General features: G+C 68.8%; 19 protein-coding genes. 13 read left to right on the top strand and 6 right to left on the bottom strand.

Annotated features, from left to right (window positions below; translation table 11 throughout):
* Positions 1–137 precede the first annotated feature (137 nt).
* From C560_RS0119720 to dhaM, 8 genes are all read left to right on the top strand, one after another.
* Entirely contained in the window at positions 138–464 is a 327-nt protein-coding gene (locus C560_RS0119720; RefSeq protein WP_018774922.1) for a histone-like nucleoid-structuring protein Lsr2, read from the top strand.
* 767 nt (positions 465–1231) lie between these two features.
* Positions 1232–3724: an ATP-dependent Clp protease ATP-binding subunit gene (locus tag C560_RS0119715; protein ID WP_026539499.1), complete on the top strand. Its 2493-nt coding sequence runs from the start codon at positions 1232–1234 to the stop codon at positions 3722–3724.
* Positions 3725–3969: 245 nt separating this feature from the next.
* Entirely contained in the window at positions 3970–6093 is a 2124-nt protein-coding gene (locus C560_RS0119710) for a S9 family peptidase (protein ID WP_026539498.1), read from the top strand.
* Between the two features lie 61 nt (positions 6094–6154).
* Positions 6155–6688, top strand: coding sequence for an amino-acid N-acetyltransferase (locus C560_RS0119705; RefSeq protein WP_197026193.1), 534 nt, complete (start codon positions 6155–6157; stop codon positions 6686–6688).
* A gap of 160 nt (positions 6689–6848) precedes the next feature.
* Positions 6849–7130 (top strand): hypothetical protein, encoded by a 282-nt coding sequence (locus C560_RS0119700; protein WP_155855834.1) that lies wholly within the window; start codon positions 6849–6851, stop codon positions 7128–7130.
* A gap of 153 nt (positions 7131–7283) precedes the next feature.
* Positions 7284–8285 carry a dihydroxyacetone kinase subunit DhaK gene (gene dhaK, locus C560_RS0119695; RefSeq protein WP_026539495.1) on the top strand — a complete coding sequence of 334 codons (1002 nt, stop codon included), beginning with the start codon at positions 7284–7286 and terminating at the stop codon, positions 8283–8285.
* 2 nt (positions 8286–8287) lie between these two features.
* Positions 8288–8920 carry a dihydroxyacetone kinase subunit DhaL gene (dhaL, locus tag C560_RS0119690; protein ID WP_026266688.1) on the top strand — a complete coding sequence of 211 codons (633 nt, stop codon included), beginning with the start codon at positions 8288–8290 and terminating at the stop codon, positions 8918–8920.
* On the top strand, positions 8917–9588 hold the full coding sequence (gene dhaM / locus C560_RS0119685) for a dihydroxyacetone kinase phosphoryl donor subunit DhaM (RefSeq protein ID WP_026539494.1): 672 nt from the start codon (positions 8917–8919) through the stop codon (positions 9586–9588). The genes dhaL and dhaM overlap by 4 nt, the downstream gene beginning before the upstream one ends.
* Before the next feature lie 3 nt (positions 9589–9591).
* Here the strand turns inward: dhaM and C560_RS0119680 are convergent, their stop codons facing one another.
* Positions 9592–10089 carry a hypothetical protein gene (locus C560_RS0119680; RefSeq protein WP_026539493.1) on the bottom strand — a complete coding sequence of 166 codons (498 nt, stop codon included), beginning with the start codon at positions 10087–10089 and terminating at the stop codon, positions 9592–9594.
* A 16-nt stretch (positions 10090–10105) separates the two neighbouring features.
* The gene (locus C560_RS0119675) at positions 10106–10942 is read right to left on the bottom strand and encodes an A/G-specific adenine glycosylase (protein WP_269320037.1); all 837 of its coding nucleotides are present in this window, start codon (positions 10940–10942) and stop codon (positions 10106–10108) included.
* A 404-nt stretch (positions 10943–11346) separates the two neighbouring features.
* On the opposite strand from C560_RS0119675, the gene C560_RS0119670 reads away from it, so the two are divergent.
* Positions 11347–11934, top strand: a complete 588-nt coding sequence (locus tag C560_RS0119670) for a hypothetical protein (RefSeq protein ID WP_081801770.1) — start codon at positions 11347–11349, stop codon at positions 11932–11934.
* 198 nt (positions 11935–12132) lie between these two features.
* Here the strand turns inward: C560_RS0119670 and disA are convergent, their stop codons facing one another.
* Positions 12133–13209, bottom strand: a complete 1077-nt coding sequence (gene disA / locus C560_RS0119665; RefSeq protein WP_018774911.1) for a DNA integrity scanning diadenylate cyclase DisA — start codon at positions 13207–13209, stop codon at positions 12133–12135.
* Between the two features lie 376 nt (positions 13210–13585).
* Between disA and C560_RS0119660 the strand changes: the two genes are divergently transcribed.
* Together C560_RS0119660 and C560_RS0119655 are read left to right on the top strand one after the other, a co-directional pair.
* A complete protein-coding gene (locus C560_RS0119660; protein ID WP_026539490.1) occupies positions 13586–15199 on the top strand; it encodes a peptide chain release factor 3 in 1614 nt (537 codons plus the stop codon).
* Positions 15200–15373: 174 nt separating this feature from the next.
* Complete coding sequence (locus C560_RS0119655) at positions 15374–16732, top strand: protein kinase domain-containing protein (RefSeq protein WP_026539489.1); 1359 nt, start codon at positions 15374–15376, stop codon at positions 16730–16732.
* A gap of 25 nt (positions 16733–16757) precedes the next feature.
* Here C560_RS0119655 and C560_RS0119650 read toward each other — a convergent pair whose 3' ends face one another.
* A complete protein-coding gene (locus C560_RS0119650; RefSeq protein WP_026539488.1) occupies positions 16758–17966 on the bottom strand; it encodes a PucR family transcriptional regulator in 1209 nt (402 codons plus the stop codon).
* Between the two features lie 97 nt (positions 17967–18063).
* Between C560_RS0119650 and C560_RS0119645 the strand changes: the two genes are divergently transcribed.
* Together C560_RS0119645 and C560_RS0119640 are read left to right on the top strand one after the other, a co-directional pair.
* Positions 18064–19143 (top strand): ferredoxin reductase, encoded by a 1080-nt coding sequence (locus C560_RS0119645; RefSeq protein ID WP_026539487.1) that lies wholly within the window; start codon positions 18064–18066, stop codon positions 19141–19143.
* A 13-nt stretch (positions 19144–19156) separates the two neighbouring features.
* Positions 19157–20359 (top strand): fatty acid desaturase family protein, encoded by a 1203-nt coding sequence (locus C560_RS0119640; RefSeq protein ID WP_026539486.1) that lies wholly within the window; start codon positions 19157–19159, stop codon positions 20357–20359.
* An 83-nt stretch (positions 20360–20442) separates the two neighbouring features.
* Here the strand turns inward: C560_RS0119640 and C560_RS0119635 are convergent, their stop codons facing one another.
* Both C560_RS0119635 and C560_RS0119630 read right to left on the bottom strand, forming a co-directional pair.
* Positions 20443–21078: a class I SAM-dependent methyltransferase gene (locus C560_RS0119635; RefSeq protein ID WP_026539485.1), complete on the bottom strand. Its 636-nt coding sequence runs from the start codon at positions 21076–21078 to the stop codon at positions 20443–20445.
* A gap of 13 nt (positions 21079–21091) precedes the next feature.
* A complete protein-coding gene (locus C560_RS0119630) occupies positions 21092–23275 on the bottom strand; it encodes a heavy metal translocating P-type ATPase (RefSeq protein WP_043423430.1) in 2184 nt (727 codons plus the stop codon).
* Positions 23276–23330 lie beyond the last annotated feature (55 nt).

Below are 23330 nucleotides of genomic sequence, written 5' to 3'. Positions count from 1 at the left end.
AATAGTTCCCTATTGCAGCCTGTAGTTTTCCTTTGGACAGAGTTTTGCGCTTTGACTCCCTGCTGTAACGCGGAGGATACTTATTCCAGATACATCCTGCTTTTCTAAACGCTCGATCTTTGGAAAGAGAGTCCTTTATGGCACAGAAAGTAAAAATCATCCTCGTTGATGATCTGGATGGGGGATCCGCGGACGAAACTGTCCGGTTTGGCCTTGACGGCGTCAGCTACGAAATAGACCTGTCGTCAAGCAATGCTTCAGAACTGCGCTCCGCGGTGGAACGATTTGTGACGCACGCGCGCAAAACGTCAAGCGGACGCGCCACGCGCACGAAAATTTCCAGCGGACGGAATCAGGACTCTGCCCAGATCCGTCAGTGGGCACGGGACAACGGCTATGCGGTAAACAGCCGTGGACGTATCCAGGCTGAAATTCAGGAAGCTTACCAAAAGGCCAATTCCTAGCAGGGGCCCGCGTCGGGGCGCAGTGTCGAGCCCGGCGTGAGAGCGCAGTATCAAGCCGCAATCACGTTTCATGGCGTCGTAATCGAGCCTCAGTCAAATGCCAATGCCCCCGTTATCTGACGGGGGCATTGCCATGCCGGCGGCGAGTGCCCGGCCGGCGACGTGCCCGGCCGGCGACGCGCCCGGCGGATCGACCGTCCGGCTACGCGCCCGCTCCGCCGGAGCTGCCCGTCCGGGCACGCGCCCGCTCCGCCGGAGCTGCCCGTCCGGCCGCCAGTGGTCCCCGCCTGCAGCATCCCCGGGCCGACGTCCCGCACGAGGTCAACCATTTGCCAGAGATGGCCGCTATGGGACCAGGCTTAGCGGCCATCTTCGTCAATTCGGGAAACTTTGCCATGCCGACGGCGGGGCGCCCGTCCGGGGTGCCCGCCCGCCGGATCGGCCCGCCCCGAACGGCCGGCGCAGCTGCCGGCCCGGAAGGCCCGCCCGGCGGATCGGCCCGCCCCGAACGGCCGGCGCAGCTGCCGGCCCGGAAGGCCCGCCCGGCGGATCGGCCCGCCCCGAACGGCCGGCGCAGCCCGCCGGCGCGCCCGCCCGGCCGGCGGATCGGCCCGCCAGGAAGGGTTCCGGACGGTTCCTGCCTTCTGCCGGGGACCCGGTCCGGGCAGGGATGCGCAACCCTCCGGTTTCCCCTGTGGCGAACAAGCCACAAATCTGGAACCCGGCCACGTAGCATCAAAGTACGTCGTAGCTAGGAGTGTGGCGAAATGTTTGAGCGATTTACGGACCGTGCCCGTCGCGTAGTTGTGCTTGCCCAAGAAGAGGCACGCATGCTGAACCACAATTACATTGGTACCGAACACATCCTCTTGGGTCTGATCCATGAGGGTGAAGGTGTTGCCGCCAAAGCCCTTGAATCCTTGAGCATTTCGCTCGACGGTGTCCGCGAACAGGTCCAGGAGATCATCGGCCAGGGCCAGCAGGCGCCCTCCGGCCACATCCCCTTTACCCCGCGCGCCAAGAAGGTCCTGGAGCTCTCGCTGCGCGAGGCCCTGCAGCTGGGCCATAACTACATTGGTACCGAGCACATCCTCCTCGGCCTCATCCGGGAGGGCGAAGGCGTTGCCGCCCAGGTACTCGTCAAGCTCGGCGCAGACCTGAACCGGGTCCGCTCGCAGGTCATCCAGCTGCTCTCGGGTTACCAGGGCAAGGAAGCCACGGGCGCCGGTGTCGGCCCCGGACAGGCCGAGGGGACCCCGGCCGGGTCCGTCGTCCTGGACCAGTTCGGCCGCAACCTGACCCAGGCGGCGCGCGAGAACAAACTGGACCCCGTGATCGGCCGTGAGCAGGAAATGGAACGCGTCATGCAGGTCCTTTCCCGCCGCACCAAGAACAACCCCGTGCTGATCGGTGAGCCCGGCGTCGGCAAGACCGCCGTCGTCGAGGGCCTGGCCCAGGCGATCGTCCGCGGGGATGTCCCGGAGACCATTAAGGACAAGCAGCTTTACACGCTGGACCTCGGGTCCCTCGTGGCCGGTTCCCGCTACCGCGGCGACTTCGAAGAGCGCCTGAAGAAGGTCCTCAAGGAGATCCGCACCCGCGGCGACATCATCCTGTTCATCGATGAGATCCACACCCTGGTGGGTGCCGGTGCCGCCGAAGGCGCCATCGATGCGGCCTCGATCCTGAAGCCCATGCTGGCCCGCGGCGAACTCCAGACCATCGGGGCCACCACGCTGGACGAATACCGTAAGCACATCGAGAAGGATGCCGCGCTGGAGCGCCGCTTCCAGCCGATCCAGGTCAAGGAACCCTCCGTTGCGCACGCGATCGAGATCCTCAAGGGCCTCCGCGACCGGTATGAGGCACACCACCGGGTCACCATCACCGACGGCGCCCTCGCCTCGGCGGCGAGCCTTTCCGAGCGCTACATCTCGGACCGCTTCCTGCCGGACAAGGCAATCGACCTGATCGACGAGGCCGGTGCGCGGTTGCGCATCCGCCGCATGACTGCTCCGCCGGAGCTCAAGGTCATGGACGAGAAGATCGCCGCCATGAAGCTGGAGAAGGAATCCGCGATCGATGCGCAGGACTTCGAAGGTGCCGCGTCGCTGCGCGACAAGGAGCAAAAGCTCATTGCCGAGCGCGCCGAGAAGGAACGCCAGTGGAAGACCGGCGGCATGGACGACATCTCCGAAGTTGATGAGGACCTCATCGCCGAGGTGCTGGCGAACTCCACCGGCATCCCGGTCTTCAAGCTGACCGAGGAAGAGTCCTCGCGCCTGCTGAAGATGGAAGACGAGCTGCACAAGCGCGTGGTCGGCCAGAACGAGGCCATCAAGGCCCTGTCCCAGGCGATCCGGCGCACCCGTGCAGGTCTCAAGGACCCCAAGCGTCCGGGCGGTTCGTTCATCTTCGCCGGCCCCACCGGCGTCGGCAAGACCGAACTGGCCAAGGCCCTCGCCGAGTTCCTGTTCGGCGAGGAAGACGCGCTGATCACCCTGGACATGTCCGAGTACTCGGAGAAGCACACGGTGTCGCGGCTCTTCGGTGCCCCTCCGGGCTACGTGGGCTACGAGGAAGGCGGCCAGCTGACCGAGAAGGTCCGCCGTCGTCCGTTCTCCGTGGTCCTGTTCGACGAAGTGGAGAAGGCGCACGCTGATCTCTTCAACTCGCTGCTGCAGATCCTGGAAGACGGCCGCCTGACCGACTCCCAGGGCCGCGTGGTGGACTTCAAGAACACCGTGATCATCATGACCACGAACCTCGGCACCCGGGACATCTCGAAGAGCGTTGCCACCGGCTTCCAGTCCGGCACGGACACGCAGACCGGCTACAACCGGATGCGGGCCCGGGTCACGGAGGAGCTCAAGCAGCACTTCCGCCCCGAGTTCCTGAACCGTGTTGATGATGTTGTGGTCTTCCCGCAGCTGACCCAGGACGAGATCATCGAGATCGTGGACATGTTCGTCGCCCGCCTGGAGAAGCGCCTCAAGGACAAGGACATGGGCATCGAGCTCACGTCCGCGGCCAAGGTGCTCCTGGCGACCCGCGGCTACGACCCCGCCATGGGTGCCCGGCCGCTGCGCCGCACCATCCAGCGCGAGATCGAGGACCAGCTCTCCGAGAAGATCCTCTTCGGCGAACTGCACTCCGGCGACATTGTGGTGGTGGATGTGGAAGGCGAGGGCGACGACGCGAAGTTCACCTTCGCCGGCAACGCCAAGCCGCGCATCCCGGAGATCGCTCCGAGCGTCTAAGCATCAAAAGCAAAGGCCCCGCTGCCCCGAAAGGGACGGCGGGGCCTTTGCTTTTTGCGCTGCCGTGAACCATTTGCCGGAGATGGCCGCTATGGGGCCGGGCATAGCGGCCATCTTAGGCAAATGGCGCCTGTGCTGAAGCGATCCGGCCCGTCCCGCACGGTTCGGAGGCCTGATCTGAAAGCAGTGTTTCACTCTTAGTGAACTTTCTGTGATCGATGCCACATACGGTGTTGAATCGGTGCATGGCTGCCAAGGACTCAGAGACCCTGAGCGAACAACCCGAGACCCCCTTCCATGATCTGGACCACTACCTGGCGATCCCCAGAGTGAGCGGTTTGACGCTGAGCCCGGACGGCGCCCGGCTGGTGACCACCGTGGCAACGCTCGGCGCGAAGGGTACTGAATACTGCACCGCGCTATGGGAGGTGGATCCGGGCGGGGTCAAACAGGCCCGCCGGATCACGCGCAGCGCCAAGGGGGAGGCGGGGGCGGTGTTTGCCGCCAGCGGCGACCTGTACTTCACCTCGGCCCGTCCCGATCCGGAGAGCCCCGAGGCCGACCCCGTCAACGCCCTCTGGATTCTCCCGGCCGACGGCGGCGAAGCCCGGGTGGCGTTGTCCCGCGCCGGCGGAATCGGCGGGATCCACGCCGCCAAGGACGCCGACACCGTGGTGGTGGCGGCCTCTGTGCTGGCCGGCTCCACGGACGAGGACAACGACGAGGAACGCCGCAAGGCGCGCAGGGACAACAAGGTCGCGGCCATCCTGCACAGCGGCTACCCCGTCCGCTACTGGGACGCCGACCTGGGCCCGGCGCAGCCGCGGCTGTTCGCTGTCGAACCCGGAGACCCGTTGGAGGCTGGAAAGCCGGCCACCGTCGACGCCGCGGCGCCCCTCAAGCTCCGCAACCTGACGCCCGACGCCGGCACGCGGCTCAGGGACGCCGAATCCGTGCTCAGCCCGGACGGCAGAACCATTTACAGCAGCTTCGCGAAGCCCCTCGCGAATGCCGATTCGCGCTCGGTGCTGGTCGCCATCGACGTCGCCACCGGCACCCGGACGGTGTTGCTGGACACGGAAGGCCTGAGCTACTTCCCGGGCCCGGTGAGTCCGGACGGCCGCAGCCTGGTGGTGGTCAGTGAAAGCGACACCACGCCGCTGGCGGCCCCGCAGGTCAAGCTGGACCTCCTTGACGTCGCCGGCGCGAAGGCAGGGGACGGCGCACTGACGCCGCTCGCCCATGACTGGGACCGCTGGGCCCGCCCCGCCGCGTGGCTGCCGGACGGATCGGCCCTCCTGGTCACCGCCGACGAGGACGGCGCATCGCCGGTGTTCCGGATCGGTGTGGCCGGAGGCCCGGCCGGGGCCGGCCAGGTGCTGCGCCTGACGGCCGACGCCGCCGCGTACACCGACGTCGTCGTCGCACCGGACGGACGCAGCGCCTACGCTCTGCGCAGCTCCTACGAATTCCCCGCCGAACCTGTACGGATCGACCTCGCCACCGGCGGCGTCGTCCGCCTGCCCGCGCCCGCGGAGCGCCCCCGCTTCAAGGGCACGCTGGAGCGCGTCGAGACGACGGCGGCCGACGGCGCCCGTGTGCCCGCGTACCTGGCCTTGCCCGAGGGCGCGTCCGCCGCGGACCCGGCGCCGCTGCTGCTGTGGATCCATGGCGGCCCGCTGGGGTCCTGGAACGCCTGGACCTGGCGCTGGAACCCGTGGCTGCTGGTGGCCCGCGGCTACGCGGTGCTCCTCCCGGACCCTGCCCTGTCCACCGGCTACGGCCAGGACCACATCCAGCGCGGCTGGGGGGAATGGGGCAAGGCTCCGTTCACCGACCTGATGGCCATCACCGACGCCGTCGTGCAGCGCCCCGACATCGACCAGACGCGCACGGCCGCCATGGGCGGCTCCTTCGGCGGGTACATGGCCAACTGGGTGGCCGGGCAAACAGACCGCTTCAAGGCAATCGTCACGCACGCCAGCCTCTGGGCACTGGACCAGTTCGGCCCCACCACCGACGCCGCGCAGTACTGGCTCAAGGAGATGACGGCAGAGATGGCGCTGGAGAACTCCCCGCATCTGCACGTGGAGAACATCCGCACTCCCATGCTGGTCATCCATGGCGACAAGGACTACCGTGTGCCGATCGGCGAGGGGCTCCGGCTCTGGTACGAACTGCTCGCCAAGTCGCAACTGGCGGCGGACGAGAACGGCGAAACGGACCACCGTTTCCTGTACTTCCCGGACGAGAACCACTGGATCCTGCAGCCGCAGCACGCGAAGGTCTGGTACGGCGTCGTGGAGCACTTCCTGGCCAGGAACCTGCTGGACAAGGACGTTCCCGTGCCCGACGAACTCGGTCTCTGACGCCCCGGGGCCCGTGCCGGCAGGAAGCCGGCCGGGCCCGGGGCACCCGTAAGATTGGGCTGTGACTGAGACCGTGACTGAGACCGCGACTGAGACGATCCGCATCCGCCCCGCCCGCACCGACGACGTTGGCGCCATCAAGACACTAGTGGCGCCGCTGGCCGACCAGCGGATCCTCATGGCCAAGGAAACTGTGGCCTACTACGAAAGCCTGCAGGAGTTCCGGATCGCCGAATCCGGAGAGGGCGAGGTGATCGGCTGCGGGGCGCTGCACGTCATGTGGGAGGACCTCGCCGAGGTCCGCACCCTCGCGGCCTCGGACGCCTGGCGCGGCAAAGGCGTGGGACACGCGCTGGTGGAGCGTCTGCTGGAGGATGCCCGCGCGCTGGGAGTCTCCCGGGTCTTCTGCCTGACATTCGAGGTGGAGTTCTTCAAGAAGCACGGCTTTGAGGTCATGGCCGACCAGACCGCCGTCGACCCCGTGGTGTATTCCGAGCTCCTACGCTCGCATGACGAAGGCGTGGCCGAGTTCCTGGACCTGGCGCGGGTCAAGCCGAACACGCTGGGCAACACCAGGATGATCAAGGAGCTGTAGCGGCCGCCGGGTTGCGGCTGCCCCGGGCGGCTCTGGCGGCGCTGCCGCCAGGAAATCGACGTCCACGCAGGGCTTCCCTTCAATAAATTTGGTGGATAAACTGATGCCGGCCCAGGGGGTGGGCCGCCATACTTTCGGAGGCAAAAAATTGCACAAAGACGTGATTTTTCCCGATCTCTCCGCAATCCACAGGCCGATCGCCAGCGCACCGGCAGGGCCGCCGGACCAGCCGCTGGAAGCGCTGCCGCCCGAACCCGCCACCCGCTCCTCGCCCGGCACCGGCGCTCCCGTGACGGGGCAAACCGCCGGACCGGTATCTGCCGCATCAGTACCGCCGGCCACGTCCCGCACCCGCAAGGGCCGGCTCGCCGCGCCACCGTTCTCATGGCTGGGCGTCGACGCCTGGCCGCATTCTCCGGCGTGGGCCGACCAACAAGCCTGAAGCGCCGGAGTCCGGAACGCGCGGCCAACCCCGCCGCCCCGGGATTCGCAGCCCGCCAGGGGCCCGGGCGGAGGAATCGGGAGCCTACCGCCGGCCGTGCCCCGGTAGTAGGGTCTAAGCAAGCAGCCAGGACACCATCCAGGGAGCACCGCCATGAAGAAACTCATCAATGATCCCAAAGCCGTGGTCGACGAGTCAGTGGAAGGGTTCGGGCTTGCTCACGCCGACCTCGTGACCGTCTTTCCGGACCCGAAATACATCGTGCGCAAGGACGCCCCCGTGGCAGGGAAAGTCGGGCTCGTCTCCGGCGGCGGCAGCGGACACGAGCCGCTGCACGGCGGGTACGTGGGCATGGGCATGCTCGACGCCGCCGTCCCGGGTGCCGTGTTCACCTCGCCCACCCCGGACCAGATCCTGCCGGCCACGCTGGCCGTAAGCTCCGGCGCCGGCGTCGTGCACATCGTGAAGAACTACACCGGTGACGTCCTTAATTTCGAAACCGCGGCCGAACTCGCGCAGGCCGAAGGCGTCGAGATCCGCACCGTGCTCGTCAACGACGACGTCGCCGTGCAGGATTCGCTGTACACGGCCGGGCGCCGGGGCGTCGGCGGCACCGTCCTGGTCGAGAAAATCGCCGGTGCGGCCGCCGAGCGGGGTGACAACCTGGACGCCGTCGCCGCGATCGGTGACCGCGTCAACCAGAACGTGCGCAGCATGGGCGTGGCGTTGTCTGCCTGCACCGTCCCGCATGCCGGGGTGCCCAGTTTCGAGCTCGAGGAAAACGAGATCGAGATCGGCATCGGCATCCACGGCGAGCCGGGACGGCACCGCATCCCGATGGAAAACGCCGACGGCATCACCGACCGGCTCCTGGACCCGGTGGTCAGCGACCTCGGCCTCGCTTCCGGGGACCAGGTGCTCCTGTTCGTCAACGGCATGGGCGGCACCCCGCAAAGCGAGCTGTACATCGTCTACCGCAGGGCCGCGCAGAAACTGGCCGAGCAGGGCGTCACCGTGGCCCGCTCCCTCGTGGGCAACTTCATCACGTCCCTCGAAATGCAGGGCTGCTCCATCACTGTTCTGCGCCTCGATGACGAGATGACAATACTCTGGGACGCTCCCGTGCACACTCCGGCCCTTCGCTGGGGCGTCTGACCGTGGGCTTGGACGTCGGCTGGGCGGTGCGGTGGCTGACGCTTTCGGCGCAGGCCATGGCGGAGCACCGGGTGGAACTGATCGAGCTGGACCGGCCGATCGGGGACTCGGACCACGGCGAGAACATGGACCGCGGCTTCAAGGCCGTGATGGACAAGCTTGCCGAGGCGCCGCCGGAAACCCCGGCCGCGGCCCTGAAACTGACGGCCATGACGCTGATGTCCAAGGTCGGCGGGGCGGCCGGCCCGCTGTACGGCACGGCGTTCCTGCGGGCCGCCACGGCGCTGGGTGAGGCCTCCGACGTCGACGCCGCCACTCTCGCTGCCGCCCTGCAGGCCGCCCGCGACGGGATCGTGGCCCGCGGCAAGGCCGAATCCGGGGACAAGACCATGGTGGACGCGTGGACGCCCGCGATCGAGGCGGCCGCCGCTGCGGCCGGCGACGGCGACGGGGACGTCCGGAAGGTGCTGCTTGCCGCGGCGGAGGCCGCCGAGGCCGGCGCCGTGTCCACGGATCCGATGCTCGCCCGCAAGGGACGTGCCAGCTACCTGGGGGAGCGCAGCATCGGCCACCGCGATCCCGGGGCGGTCTCCAGCGCGCTGATTCTGCGCGCCGCGGCCGGAGCGGCCGAATGACAGTCCGGCTGGTGGTCGTCTCGCACAGCTCCAAGATAGCGGACGGCGCCGCCGAGCTCGCCGCGCAGATGGCTCCCGACGTCCTGATCTTGCCCGCCGGCGGCACCGACGACGGCCGCATCGGCACGAGCCTGGACAAGGTCATGGCGGCCCTGGAGCAGGCTGCCGGTGACGGTGTGGTGGTGCTCGCCGACCTCGGCTCCGCGGTGATGACGGCCGAGTCCGCTGTGGAGTTTGCAGCCGACCCGGGCTCGGTGCTGATCGCTGATGCGCCCCTCGTCGAAGGACTCGTCGCGGCCGCGGTGGCTGCGCAGGCTGGGGCCGAAGCGGCGGCGGTGAAGGACGCGGCCGAGGCCGTCTACCGGCCCCCGGCCCATCCCGCGGAGGCCGGGCATGTGCACCAGCAGCCGCCGGACGCCACCGGGGACTTTGAGCTCGTCAACCAGGCCGGCATGCATGCCCGGCCCGCAGCGAAGATCGCCGGCGGCCTGTCCGGCATGGACGCCGAGGTGACCGTGAACGGCGCCGATGGCGCCTCCATGACCGAGCTCATGATGCTTGCCGCCGGCAAGGGAACCGTCCTGCACGTGGAGGCCAGCGGCCCGGACGCCGCCAAGGCGGTCGGCTACCTGGAACGCCTGGTTGGCTCGGGGTTTGGAGAACCGTAGGCGCTAGGGTGCCTGGCGGAGGCCGGTCGCGTCGAGCACGACGCTGGCGGTGATGAAGGTTCCGCACTGCTCACCAAACGGATGTGCCGCCCGGGGCGTGAACGCCGCGGTCCGGGCCGGCAGCGGGTTCCCGGCGGTGTCCGTGCCCGTGGCCGTCACCTCGATCCGACTGGCGCTCAGCGTCTCCATCATCAGCATTCCGGTCAGGGTGCCGTCGGGCGAAGAAGTGGCCGAGCAGACGCCGTCGCCGCCGTAGGGGCCCGGCTCACAGCCTTGGTCCACGGCCGTGCTTCCGGGGACCAGCTCGAGGTCCGCCTCCTTGCAGCGGCCGTCCTGGCAGGCGGCCAGGTGGATGGCCCGCACTGTCGGGGCGTACTCCCGGTCCACTGTGAGCGACACAACGGGCGCCTGGGCGATCGCCGGGCAGGCGGCCTCGGGCCGGCATGAGGCAGCCAGGACTGCGGTGAGGACCAGCACGGCCGCGGCCGCCAGCTTGCGCATGCTCCAGCGTAGATCCTCAGCCCGGGAGCCGGAAGCCGCCTTGGTGCAGTTCGGCCAGGCCGTCGCCCAGCAGGCCGGCCAGCGCCCGTTCCAGCTGCTCGGGGGCCGCGTTAAGCCGGTGCAGGGCCGCGAGCGGGATGCCGACGCCTTGCGGTTCGAAGCCCAGGTCCGCGGGGGCCTGGTGGAACAGGACCGGCGCCACGGGCTCCTCGGCTGCCCGCAGGACGGCCATTACGGCGCCGCGCACCTGCCGGTCCGTGCCGTGCCAGGCCTGTCCCTTGGGCGTGTACGTTGGCGCCGGCTCGCCGGCCGCCAGCCAGGCGCAGGACTCCCGGACAGGGCACTGGCCGCACTTGGGGGCCCGCGCAGTGCAGACTAAGGCGCCGAGTTCCATGACGGCGGCGTTCCAGCGCACCGAGGCGCCGGGGCGGTCCGGGAGCAGAGACTCCGCCAGCCGCATTTCGGCGGCGGTCAGGGCCTGAGCCGGAAGCGCCGCGCCGCTGACCAGCCGCGCGTGGACCCGGCGGATGTTGGTGTCCACCACCGTTTCGCGGCGTCCGTAGGCGAACGCGGCGACGGCCGCGGCCGTGTAGCTGCCCACGCCGGGCAGCTCCAGGAGTTCGGTGTAGGTGCCGGGGACGGCCCCGCCGTGGCTGTCCCTGATGGCGACGGCGGCAGCATGCAGGCGCAGGGCGCGCCGCGGATACCCGAGCCGGCCCCAGGACCGGACGGCCTCCCCGGCGGGTTCGCCGGCCAGATCGGCCGGTTCGGGCCAGCGGCGCAGCCACTCCTCCCAGACTGGCAGGACCCGGACCACCGGCGTCTGCTGGAGCATCACCTCGCTGACCAGCACACCCCAGGGCGTGCACTCCGCGGCCCGCCAGGGCAGTTCCCTGGCGTTGGCCGCGAACCAGTCATCCAGGGCCGCATGCAGGGCAGGGAGATTGGCGGCGCGGGCGGGCGCCCTGGCGGGCAGGGGTGCCCGCGGTGCCGCGGCGGATACTGGGGGCGTTGGGGTTAGAGTTTCGATCCATTCAGCGTAATAGATCGGGGTAACGGATCGGGACGGCGTCAGGTCCCGCGGCGTGGTCGGGCGCCATAGCCCGCGCGGTTCTCTAGGCTAGAAGTATGGTCAGGCAAGGCACTTCAGGTACGGGCGGTTCGCGGCCGAAAGCTTCGGCCCCACGACAATCCGGACGCCCATCCGGACGGCCCCCGCTCCGCCGGGTCTACCGCCGCCGCCGGCTGTTTGCGGGGGTGGTCCTGCTGCTCGTCATCGCCGTGGCCTTCGGCGGCTTTGTGGCGGTCTCCAATGCCATGGGCGGCGGCCAGCCTTCCGGCGCCCAGCCGTCCGGGGCCGGAGCTGCACCGGCGGCCAGCCCGGCTGCCTCTGCGCCGGGGAGTCCCACGGCGTCCGGGGAGGCGTCGGCCTCACCCACGGCCACGTCGGGCGAGGGCTGCGAGCAGAATTTGATCACCGTTACTGCTGCCACCGACAAACCGGCTTATGCCGCCGGTGAGAAGCCGCTGCTGAGCCTCACGGTGACCAACAACAACAAGATGCCGTGCGAGGTCAACCTCGGAACGTCGCAGATGGAGTACATGATCACCAGCGGCTCGGACCGGATCTTCTCCTCCAGGGACTGCCAGGCGGAGAGCGCGGACCTGATGAAGACCATTGCTCCGGGCAAGAGCGAAACGGCGAACTTCCCATGGCAGCGCAACCGCACGGTGCAGGGCTGCGAGCCCGTCGAGGCCACGCCCGGTGCCGGCGGCGCCTATTACGTCTTCACCGCCCGGCTGGCGAACAAGAACAGCCCCAAGGCCGTGTTCCAGCTCAGCTGACCCGGTAACTCCCGTCGATTGCTCCCAGGTGCCGTTGCCTCGCAAGCTCAGCTGACCCGGTAACGCCCGTCGAATGCTCCCCGCCGGCACCCTCGCCTCGCAAGCTCGGCCAGGGAACCCTGCCGGCGTGGGCCCAAGTGCCGTTATGGGCGCTCAAAAGGGCACCTGGGGAGCACTCGACGGGGTTTTTGGAGCGGGTTAGAGGAAGCGGTCCAGCAGGCTGGCCTCGGCCATGCGGCTCAGGCCTTCCCTGACGGTCCTGGCGCGCTGGTCACCGATCCCGTCCACGGTCATGAGGTCATCGATCGTTGCCGCCATCAGGAACTGCAGGCCGCCAAAGTGGTCGACGAGCCGGTCGGCGACGGCCTTCGGCACGGCCTTGAGTCCGGAGAGCAGACGGTAGCCGCGCGGCTGCACGACGGCGTCGAGGTTGGCCTCGCCGCCGGCGAAGCCGACGATCCCGGCGATCTTGCCCAGGTCGATCAGCTCGGTTGGGCCCAGGCTGACGAGGGCCTTGACGGCTTTGTCGATGTCCTCCGCTGTTGCGGCCGGCCCGGAGTAGTCGCGGATGATGACGTCGCTGCCCGGGCCGCGGCCGACGGTGAGCTCGTCCAGCTGCAGCGAGAGCAGGCGGCCGTCCTCGCCCAGTTCCAGGACGTACTGGGAGATTTCCTCGGAGATCCTGCGCACCATTTCCTGGCGCTGCAGGGTGACCGCGACGTCTCGGACCGTGACCATGGCCTCGATTTCCAGGGCGGAGAGCGAGCTGGTGACCTGGTCCAGGCGCGAGCGGTAGCGTTCCAGGGTTGCCAGGGCCTGGTTGGCGCGGGCCAGGACCTTCTCGGAGCCCTCCAGGACGTGGCGCAGCCCGTGCACGTACAGCGCGATGATCTGCATTGACTGGCTGACCGAAATGACCGGGACGCCCGTCTGGATGGCCACGCGTTCCGCGGTCCGGTGCCTGGTGCCCGATTCCTGCGTTTCGATGCTCGAGTCCGGGACGAGCTGGACCGCCGCGCGCAGGATGTTGCTGGCATCCTTGTCGCAGACGATGGCGCCGTCCATCTTCGCCAGTTCCCGCAGCCGGGTGGGGGAGAAGTCGATGCCGATCTCGAAGCCGCCCGAACAGATGGACTCGATGGTCCTGTCGATGCCAAGCACGATCAGAGCGCCGGTCCGGCCGCGGAGGATGCGTTCCAGGCCGTCGCGGAGGGCTGTGCCCGGTGCCACCCTGGCCAGGGTCGCCTTGAGCGCATCTTCAGGGCTCCGAGCCATAGATTTCCCTTCAAAGGTGCAGGGACGAGCCTGCAAGTGCGCCGGATTCCAGGGTCTCCCGGCAGGATCAAAGTACTCAGTTCCCCGCTCTCCCCATGATAGGGGTAAAGCGTGGCCACTTCCGCACAGGCAAGCCTTAAAGTGGTCCATTATGGCGTACCGCCGCGGGCCTCCGGAAGGGCTGTCCCGGGTGCCGCCCGGGACGGCATTTTGGCGCCGGGAGGCCGCCGCCTCGTGCGCTGGCCTCCGGCAGCTTCATGCGCGGTCCGGCCGCCGCTTCGTCCGCGGTCCGCGGCCTGCGATAAACTTGGATCCTTGGGTGTACCGCGGGCTCTCCGCGCCGTGACCCGTCCACTGCCGCAGCGAAAGTAGCATCGTGTCTCAAGAAGTCCTCAGCCCCGCCCGAGTCCAGGAGATTCACAAGCAGGCGGCCCGGCGCCGGACTTTCGCGGTCATTTCGCACCCCGACGCCGGCAAATCCACGCTGACGGAGGCCCTGGCGCTGCACGCAAAGGTGATCGGCACGGCCGGCGCCTCCAGCGGAAAGGCCAACCGCAAGGAGACGGTCTCGGACTGGATGCAGATGGAAAAGGACCGCGGCATCTCCATCAGCTCCGCCGCTCTGCAGTTCGCCTACCGGGACACCGTCATCAACCTCCTGGACACCCCGGGCCACGCCGACTTCTCCGAGGACACCTACCGCGTGCTCGCAGCCGTTGACTGTGCCGTCATGCTGGTCGACGCCGCGAAGGGCCTGGAAACCCAGACCATGAAGCTCTTCGAGGTCTGCAAGCAGCGCAACCTGCCCATCATCACCGTCATCAACAAGTGGGACCGGCCCGGCCTGGACGCCCTGGCCCTGATGGACGAGATCACCGAGCGCACCGGCCTGCAGCCGATGCCGCTGACCTGGGCCGTTGGCATCTCCGGCGACTTCCGCGGCGTCTGGGACCTGCGCAATGACCGCTTCGCGCAGTTCAAGCGCAACAACGCCGGCGCCAACATCGCGCTCACCGAGTACTTCACCCCCGACGAGGCCGCCGCCAGCCAGGGCGACGACTGGTCCAACGCCGTGGACGAGGCCGGGCTGGTCATCGAATCCAACCTGGCGTTCGACGTCGAGGCCTTCCACGCCGGCAAGGCGACGCCGATCCTCTTCAGCTCGGCCGCGCTGAACTTCGGCGTCAAGGAAATCCTCGACGCCCTCGTCGACTTCGCCCCGCCCGCTGCCCCGCGGCCCGACGTCGACGGCGACCCCCGCCCCGTGGATGCCCCGTTCGCCGGATTCGTCTTCAAAGTCCAGGCCGGCATGAACAAGGCCCACCGCGACCACGTCGCCTTCATCCGCGTGTGCTCCGGCATGTTCGAGCGCGGGATGGTGGTCACCCAGACCCGGACGGGCAAGTCCTTCGCCACCAAGTACGCCCAGCAGGTCTTCGGCCGCGAACGCGAGGTGATCGACGAGGCCTTCCCGGGCGACGTGGTGGGCCTCGTGAACGCCTCCTCCCTCCGGGTGGGGGACAGCCTGTTCCTGGACCAGCCCGTGGAATTCCCGGCGATCCCGTTGTTCGCCCCGGAGCACTTCCAGGTGGCGCGCTCCAAGGACCCGAGCCGGTTCAAGCAGTTCCGCCGCGGCATCGAACAACTCGAGCACGAGGGCGTCATCCAGGTGCTCCGCTCCGACATCCGCGGCGACCAGGCGCCCGTGCTCGCCGCCGTCGGCCCCATGCAGTTCGAGGTGGTCGAAGACCGCATGGCGCACGACTTCAGCGCCCCGATGCGGCTGGAACGGCTCCCGTACTCCATGGCCCGGATCTCGACCGCCGAGGCCATGCCCGCGCTTGCCAACGTCCCCGGCGCCGAAGTCCTGTTGCGCTCCGACGGGGAATACCTGGCCCTGTTCAACGACGTCTGGGCCCTGCGCCGGATCGAAAAGAACCACCCCGACCTCACCCTGGTGCCGATCGGGACCCACAACCCCGCAAAGTAGCGCAAGACGGCGGACCGAAAGACTCCTGGGAAGTCTTCCGTAATCCTGTTTCCGCGTTATGATAAGTAAGCTTGCTTACGATGCGGGTGCCGGGGCTTGTTTTCCGGCTTTGGACTGATCCGCCCGATTCCAGCGGCGGCCCCATTAGAGGGACCAAGTAGACCTTTGACAACCATGGACCCCGGTTTCCTGCTCAGCGGACGCTACCGGATCGAAGAACTCATTGGCCGGGGCAGTCAATCGAGCGTATACCGTGCCACGGACGAAGCCCTGGGACGCGAAGTGGCTGTCAAACTCTTCCGCGACGGCACTGTGGACGAAGAACGGACCCGCCGGCAAAGCGATGAAGTGCGGATCTTGGCAGGGATGGCCCACCACGCCCTCGTGACACTGTTCGACGCCGGCACGGACCTCAGTGACCCGACCCGCAGGCTCAGCTACCTCGTGATGGAACTCGTCCGCGGCCCGGACCTCCGCCGCCGCTCGGCCGAGGGCCCGCTGTCAGCAGCCCACATGGCGCTGATCGGACACGATCTCGCCGACGGTCTTGCGCACATCCACCACCACGGCATCATCCACCGGGACGTCAAGCCGGCCAACATCCTGCTCGTGGACTACAGCGTCGAGGACCGGCGCCCCCGCGCCAAACTCAGCGACTTCGGCGTGGCCATCACCATCCGCGAAGGCCACCACGGCGACCCCGATGACAGCTCCGGCACCCCGGCCTACCTCAGCCCCGAACAAGCCGCCGGCGAACCGGCCGGCCCCGCCAGCGACGTCTATTCGCTGGGGCTGGTCCTGCTGGAAGGCCTGACCGGGAAAATGGCATACCCCGGCGCGCCGGTGCAGTCCGCCCTGGCCCGGCTGCTCCACGACCCGGACATCCCCGAAGACATCGCGCCCCTGTGGGCGGCCCTGCTGACCTCCATGCTGGACAGGGATCCTGCGGCCCGCCCGCCGGCCCGGGAAGTGTCACTGGCCCTGCGCCAGGAAGTCATTAACGGCACGGGACGACGCCGCCGGGACCCGGCCGCGCTGTTGACCGACGAAGAAGGGCGCATGCGGGCGGTCGAGCGGTACCGGATCCTGGACACTCCTGCGGATGGCGCGTTCGACCGGATCGCGGCGCTGGCCGCACGCATGTTCTCGGTGCCGGTGGCGATTGTCAGCGTTGTGGACCATGACCGCATCTGGTTCAAGTCCCACCACGGCACCGACGTCACGGAAATCGGCCGGGACCCCGGATTGTGCGCCTCCGCCGTTCTGCAGGGCGATGCCTGGGTTGTCCGGGACGCCATCAACGATCCCCGGACGCTCTCCAACCCGCTCGTGGCAGGCGAGTTCGGCCTGCAGTTCTATGCCGGGGTGCCGCTGCGCACTCCTGACGGCTACAACCTGGGCACCTTCTGCATCCTGGACCGGGAGCCCCGCGAGTTCAGCGATGAGGACACTGCTGCGCTGGAGGACCTGGCGGCGCTCGTGATGCACGACCTGGAGCTGCGGCTCCACAGCCGGCGGCCGCTCGCCGGGTAACCTGAGGCCCGCCTGACGGGCTGGCCTACCGCCGGCCGGCGTGTAGGGCCAGCTCGAGTTCAAAGCGCGCCGTTGGATCCTCGAGGGCGTCGCCGAAGAGCTCGCGCAGCTGGGCTGCCCGGTAGCCCACGGTCTGCGGGTGGATCCCGAGCTCGGCGGCCACGGGCGCCCGCTGGCCCCAGTGGCGCAGCCAGGAGAGCAGGGTTTCGGCGAGCCGGTCGCGCTGGGCGGGCCGGAGCCCTTCCAGCGGCGCGAGCCGGCGGTTGGCGAGCTCGGTGATCGCCGAAGGTTCCGCGCCGAGAATCACCTGCGCCAGGTGCTCGTCGGCCCAGATCGGGGGATCATCCGGCCCCTCCCGCGGAGGCAGCGCCGCGGCCGCCAGCACGGCCAGCCGCAGCGAGTCCGGAACCCTCTCCCAGCCCCCGGCCGGTCCCACGGAAGCTCCGCGCCCCTTCAGGGCACGGTCCAGGTCGTCCCGGGCGGAGCGCGACACCCGCGCCGGCACCAGGGCCACAACATCGGTCTCGCGCTCAATCACAAGGGTGCCCGGACCCAGGCGCAGCCGCAGCCCGGCCGCCCGGTCCAGCGGCAGCGTCACCACCGCCATGCGCTGGGGCAGGGACCAGTCCGCCATCGCCGCCGTCTGGCGCAGGGCCGCCTCATCGGCCTGGCCGAGCAGGAGCAGGTCCAGCAGTTCGGTGCGCCGCCGGTCCACCGCTCCGGCCCGTTCGGACTGTTCAAAGGCGTAGGCCTCGGCGCTGACCGCCGACAGCTCATCGATGTACGCGAGGATCGATTCGCCCAGATCCACCACGACGCCCTGGCCCAGATGGTGTTCCACCGAGACTTTGGACATCTCCCGGAAGGTCACGCGGGCGCCCATCCGGTAGGCGCTCAGGAGCGCGTCCATGCTCCGCCCCTGCCGGAACTCGCCGCTGCCCAGCCCGGCCACCAGCTCCCGGCTTTCCTCGGACAACGCCGGCAGCCGGGTCCCTGGCAGCTGCAGGAACCGGTCCAGCGCCGCGGCCACACCCCTGCGCAGCCCCCTGCCGAAGCGCCCCTCAATCGGCCGGGCGTACGCCGGGACGAGCTGCGGGACGGCCTCGATGATGGCCTCGACAATGCCGGGCATCCGCGGACGCAGCATGTCGCTGACCTCCCGCGGCAGGGCCAGCCAGGGAGGATCATAGGCGGGGGCGGGGCCGGCAGGCTCCCGGGCAGGGGATATGTTCATGGACAGTCCGTTGAGTTGTTGCGGCGGGATAGTTTTATTGCGTCGATCGTATGCCTTGGGTGAAGAAGTATGGCGCAATCTGACATAAGCTTGATGAATGATCCGGCTCCGTAAGCTGGCGCGCGCCGCATCTCTACTGACCACCCCACTAGCTCCAGAAGACATTCTGTCGCTGTTCAATCCTGTGTTTTCCGCCCGCCAATTGCGCGGCGTGGTCACCAGGGTGGTTCCAGAAACGGCCGATTCCGCCACCATTTTCTTCCGTCCCGGCCGCGGCTGGCAAGCACACCTTGCCGGCCAGTGGGCCCGTATTGGCGTCGAGCTCGACGGTGTCCGCCACTGGCGGTCCTACTCGCTCAGCGCCCCCGCCGGACAGGACCCGGCAATCACCGTGACCGACATGGGCGCCGTCTCCGGGGCCCTCGTTCGCGGCACCAAGCCCGGCGACGTCCTGTTCCTGGCGCCCCCGCAGGGCGACTTCGTCCTTCCCGAGCATCCGCGTCCGCTGCTCATGCTCACGGCCGGCAGCGGGATCACCCCGGTGATGTCCATGATCCGCACGCTCGTTCCGCACCGCCCGGATTCCGACGTCGTCCTGGTCCACACCGCCCGCACCGCCGCGGACACCATCTTCCGTGAAGAACTCGCCGAGCTCGCCGACCAGTTCCCCAACCTGCGTGTCACGCACTGGTTCACCGCGGAGAGCGGACGGCTGGACTTCACCTCGGCCGCCGACCTGGACCGGCTCTGCCCGGACTGGCGCCAGCGCGCCGCCTACGCGTGCGGCCCGGAAGGCTTCCTCAACGACGCCGAGGCACTGTGGGAGGCCGAAGCGGAGGATGTACAGCAGGCCGCGGCCAGCTCGGGCACCCTGACCATCGAACGCTTCAGCACCAGCCTCGCCGGCGGCGCCGGGCACGACGGCGGACTGGTCACGTTCGAGGCCTCCGACCGTGAAGTCGAGGCCGACGGCGACACCCCGCTGCTCGATGTCGGCGAGGACGCCGGCGTCCTGATGCCCAGCGGCTGCCGCATGGGCATCTGCCACAGCTGCCTCGTCCCGCTGCGGGCCGGCCATGTCCGTGACCTTCGCACCAACGAAGTGCACGGCGAGCCCGGCCAACTAATCCAGACGTGCGTGTCGGCAGCCGCCGGCCCCGTTAACCTCGACCTCTGAGGAGTATCACCGCATGACGATTGTTTCCAACAAACCGGACCTTTCCGACGCCGACACCAGCGGTTCAGCCGACACAGCAAAGGTCGTCACGGTCGCGAAGACGCGGCCCGGCGCCCTCGCCGAGACCGGCAGCCCGCTGCTGCGTCCGCCCGCGGCCGCCCACCTCTCCGACGAGCAAGTGGCGGAGCTGGGGCGCGAACTCGACGCCATCAAGGATGACATCCTCGCCAAGCGCGGATCCACCGACGCCGCCTACATCCGCCGCATGATCAAGATCCAGCGCGGCTTGGAGCTCTCCGGTCGTGCCCTGCTCCTGGTCAGCAAGAAGAAACCGGCCTGGATCGCCGGGACTGCGCTGCTGAGCTTCGCCAAGATCCTGGAAAACATGGAACTCGGGCACAACATCCTGCACGGGCAGTGGGACTGGATGCGGGACCCGGACATCCACTCCACCACGTGGGAATGGGACTTCGTCACCCCCGCGCGCTCCTGGCAGCACACCCACAACGACCTCCACCACCGCTGGACAAACGTGGTCGGCAAGGACAACGACATCGGATACAACCTGCTGCGGATGGATCCGGAGCAGGAATGGAAGCCGTTCAACCTGGGCAATCCGCTGTACAACGCGCTGCTGGCACCCGTCTTCGAGTGGGGCATCGCGATCTACGACCTCGAACTGGTGGACTACAAGGAGGGCCGGAAGTCCAAGGAAGCCCTGACCAAGGACCTGAAAGCCCTCGGCCGCAAGGCACTGAAGCAGTTCACCAAGGACTACGCCGCCACTCCCGCCGTCGCAATGCTGACCGGTTCCGGCAAGCAGGCCCTCTACGGCACGCTGACCGCCAACGCCGTCCGCAACGTGTGGGCACACGCAGTGATCTTCTGCGGCCACTTCCCCGAAGGCACAGACACCTTCACCGAGGACATGGTGGAGGGGGAGACCCGCGGCGACTGGTACGTGCGGCAGATGATTGGCTCGGCCAACATTTCCGGCTCCAAGTTCATGCACCTTATGACCGGCAACCTTTCGCACCAGATTGAGCACCACCTGTTCCCGGACCTGCCGTCGAACCGCTACGCGGAGGTGCAGCCGAAGGTGCAGGAGATCTGCCAGCGCTACGGACTGCCGTACACCACGGGTCCGCTGCTGAAGCAGGTCGGCTCCACGTGGGCCAAGATCTTCAAGCTGGCCCTGCCTCCGAAGAAGGCCTAGCCAACCCAGGCCGGCTCAGCCGGAGCGGAATTATGAGAGGGGCGTCTGCCATCGCGGCAGGCGTCCCTCTTCGTCGTGCCGGGTCAGGTTTTGCCCGCCACACCGAGGACGTGGGCCAGCCGCGGGTTGCCGGGGAGGACCGAAAAACCGAAGCGTTCGATGCCCTGCACGCTCAGGCCGGCCCCGGCGATCATGGCGGCGGTGTCACGGTTCGGGTGGCATCCGCCTGCCAGCCGGGCCCACAGCGGTGTGAGCAGGTCTTCGGCTGCCCCCAGCAGGCGGTGCACGGAGCGGACGTGTTCGTAGAACAGCAGCAGGCCGCCGGGACGCAGGACCCGGACCACCTCCGCCAGGGCCACGGACGGGTCCGCCACGCTGCACAGGACCAAACTGGAAACGACGACGTCGGCCGAGGCATCCGCCGCCGGCAGCGCTTCCGCCACGCCGTCCCTCACCGAGACGGGCACCGGCGCCTTGCCGGCGGCGTCGCGGGCCAGCGCACGGAGCGTGGGGTCCGGTTCGAGGGCCAGCACACTGGACACCGTGGAAGGGTAGAACGGGAAGGTGGCCCCGTATCCCGCCCCGATTTCGATGACGAAGCCGTGCGCCGGCGCCACGAGCCGGCGGCGGTGCCCGGCTGCGCCGCGGGCGTCCATCCGCGGACCTAACCGGGCATACGATCGGCCGAAGGATGACTCGCGGCGGGTGGTTTCCGGCATGGGGGCCTCCAGGTCAGCTGACCGCGGCCGGGTTGAGCCTGAGCCTGCGCAGCAGCTGGGCGTTCAGGGCAACCACAATGGTCGACGCCGACATCATCACGGCGCCCGCGGCGGGGGAGAGGACGATCCCCGCGAAGGCGAGGACACCGGCCGCCAGCGGCACCGAGATGATGTTGTAGCCGGTGGCCCACACGAGGTTTTGCCACATCTTCCGGTAGCTCGCCCTGGACAGATCGAGCATTGACAGCACGGCCCGCGGATCGTTGCCGGCCAGGACCACGCCGGCGGATTCCACGGCCACATCCGTGCCGCCGCCAATCGCGATCCCCACCTCTGCCCGTGCCAGCGCGGGGGAGTCGTTGACGCCGTCGCCCACCATGGCCACCTTCAGCCCACGGCCCTGGAGCTCCGCCACCTTCTTGTCCTTGTCGGCGGGGAGGACCTCGGCGAACACTTCGTCGATGCCGAGTTCGGCGGCGACGGCGTGCGCCACCTGACGGGCGTCGCCGGTGACTATGGCCACCTTGATGCCGCGTGCCTGCAGGGCCCGGACGGCCTGGCGGGACTCGGGCCGCACAGCGTCCTCGAGGCTGACGGCACCCAGGACCGTGCCGCCGTCCACAACGTGGAGCACCGCCGCGCCGCGCGCCAGCCAGGCGCCGGTGGTGGCGGCCAAATCCGGCGGCTCCTGCAAACCCAGCTCCCGGAGCAGGGCCGGGCCGCCCACCTGGACCGTGCGGCCATCGACCGTGGCCCGGACTCCGCGGCCGGTCAGGGACGTGAACCCGTCCGCCGTCGGAAGCTCCAGTCCCCGTTCCCGGGCGGCGGCTACGATTGAGCGGGCCAGGGGATGTTCGCTGTCAGCCTCCACAGCGGCCGCGAGTGCCAGCACCGTATTCTGCACCGTATTCTGCGCAGCGTCCTGGCCGGTTACTGTGGCAGAGTTTGTGCCGGCGGCCGCGCCGGCGGCCGCGCCGGCCGCCGCGGCGGCGGCGGCGACCTCCTTGAGCTCCGGCTCTCCCCTGGTCAGGGTTCCGGTCTTGTCGAACAGCACGACGTCGACTGTCCGCATGCGCTCCAGCGCCATCCGGTTCTTGATCAGGACGCCCGCCCGGGCGGCCCGCTCGGTGGAGATGGCGATGACGAGCGGGATGGCCAGGCCGAGGGCATGGGGGCAGGCGATCACCAGGACCGTCACGGTGCGCGTGACCGCGTCGCTTACGCTGCCCATCAGGGTCCAGAAGATGAACGTCAGGACGCCGGTGCCGGCCGCGAAGTAGAAGAGGAACGCCGCGGCCCGGTCGGCCAGGGCCTGGGCCCGGGAGGAGGACGCCTGCGCCTCGGCCACGAGGCGCCGGATCCCGGCGAGGGCCGTGTCCTCGCCGATGGCTGACACCCGGACCCGCACGGAGTTGTCCGTGGCGATGGTGCCGGCCACCACGGGATCGCCCGGGGCCCGCAGGACGGTTTTTGATTCGCCCGTGATCATGGATTCGTCGAATTCGGCCTGGCCGCCGCTGACGGTGCCGTCAGCTGGCATCCGGCCGCCGGGGCGGACCAGGATGGTGTCCCCGGTGCGGAGCTCGGAGAGGCTGACAGTCTCAGTGCCGGCGGCCGTGACCCGTTCCGCTTCGTCGGGCAGCAGCGCCGCCAGGGCATCAAGGGCGCCCTGGGCCGAGCCGAGGGCGCGCATCTCGATCCAGTGGCCCAGCAGCATGATGGGGACCAGCAGCGCCAGCTCCCACCAGAAGTCGAGATCGACACCGCCGATGCCGAGGCTGGTCGCCCAGGAGGCGATGAAGGCGACGCTGATGGCCATGGCGATCAGCAGCATCATCCCCGGCGTCCGCGTTTTCAGCTCATTGAGCCCGCCCTTGAGGAACGGGCGGCCGCCGTAGAAGTAGATCGCCGTGCCGAACACCGGCGGGATCCACGCTGAGCCGGGGAATGCGGGAGGCTCGTAGCCCAGGAGTTCCGCGAACATGGGGCTGAAGAAGACCACCGGCACGGCCAGGGCCAGAGTCAGCCAGAACCTGTTCCTGAACATTGCGACGCTGTGCCCGGCATGCTGGCCGTGGCTGTGCACCATGTGGTCGTCCGCGGCGGGGCCCGCGGCATGACTGCCGTGCGGCGTCCCGCCCGGGCTGTGGTTCTCGATTCCCCGGTCCACTCCGGGGCTGCTGTGCCGGTGTTCCATGGTGCGTGCTCCTGACGGATGCTCAGTCATCTGCGGCTACGCCCAACATACCCCC

It is taken from the genome of Arthrobacter sp. 9MFCol3.1, assembly GCF_000620385.1.
Taxonomy (GTDB): Bacteria; Actinomycetota; Actinomycetes; order Actinomycetales; family Micrococcaceae; genus Arthrobacter.
Note: the sequence above shows the minus strand (reverse complement) of the source record. Positions and strands in the feature narration are given on the sequence as shown.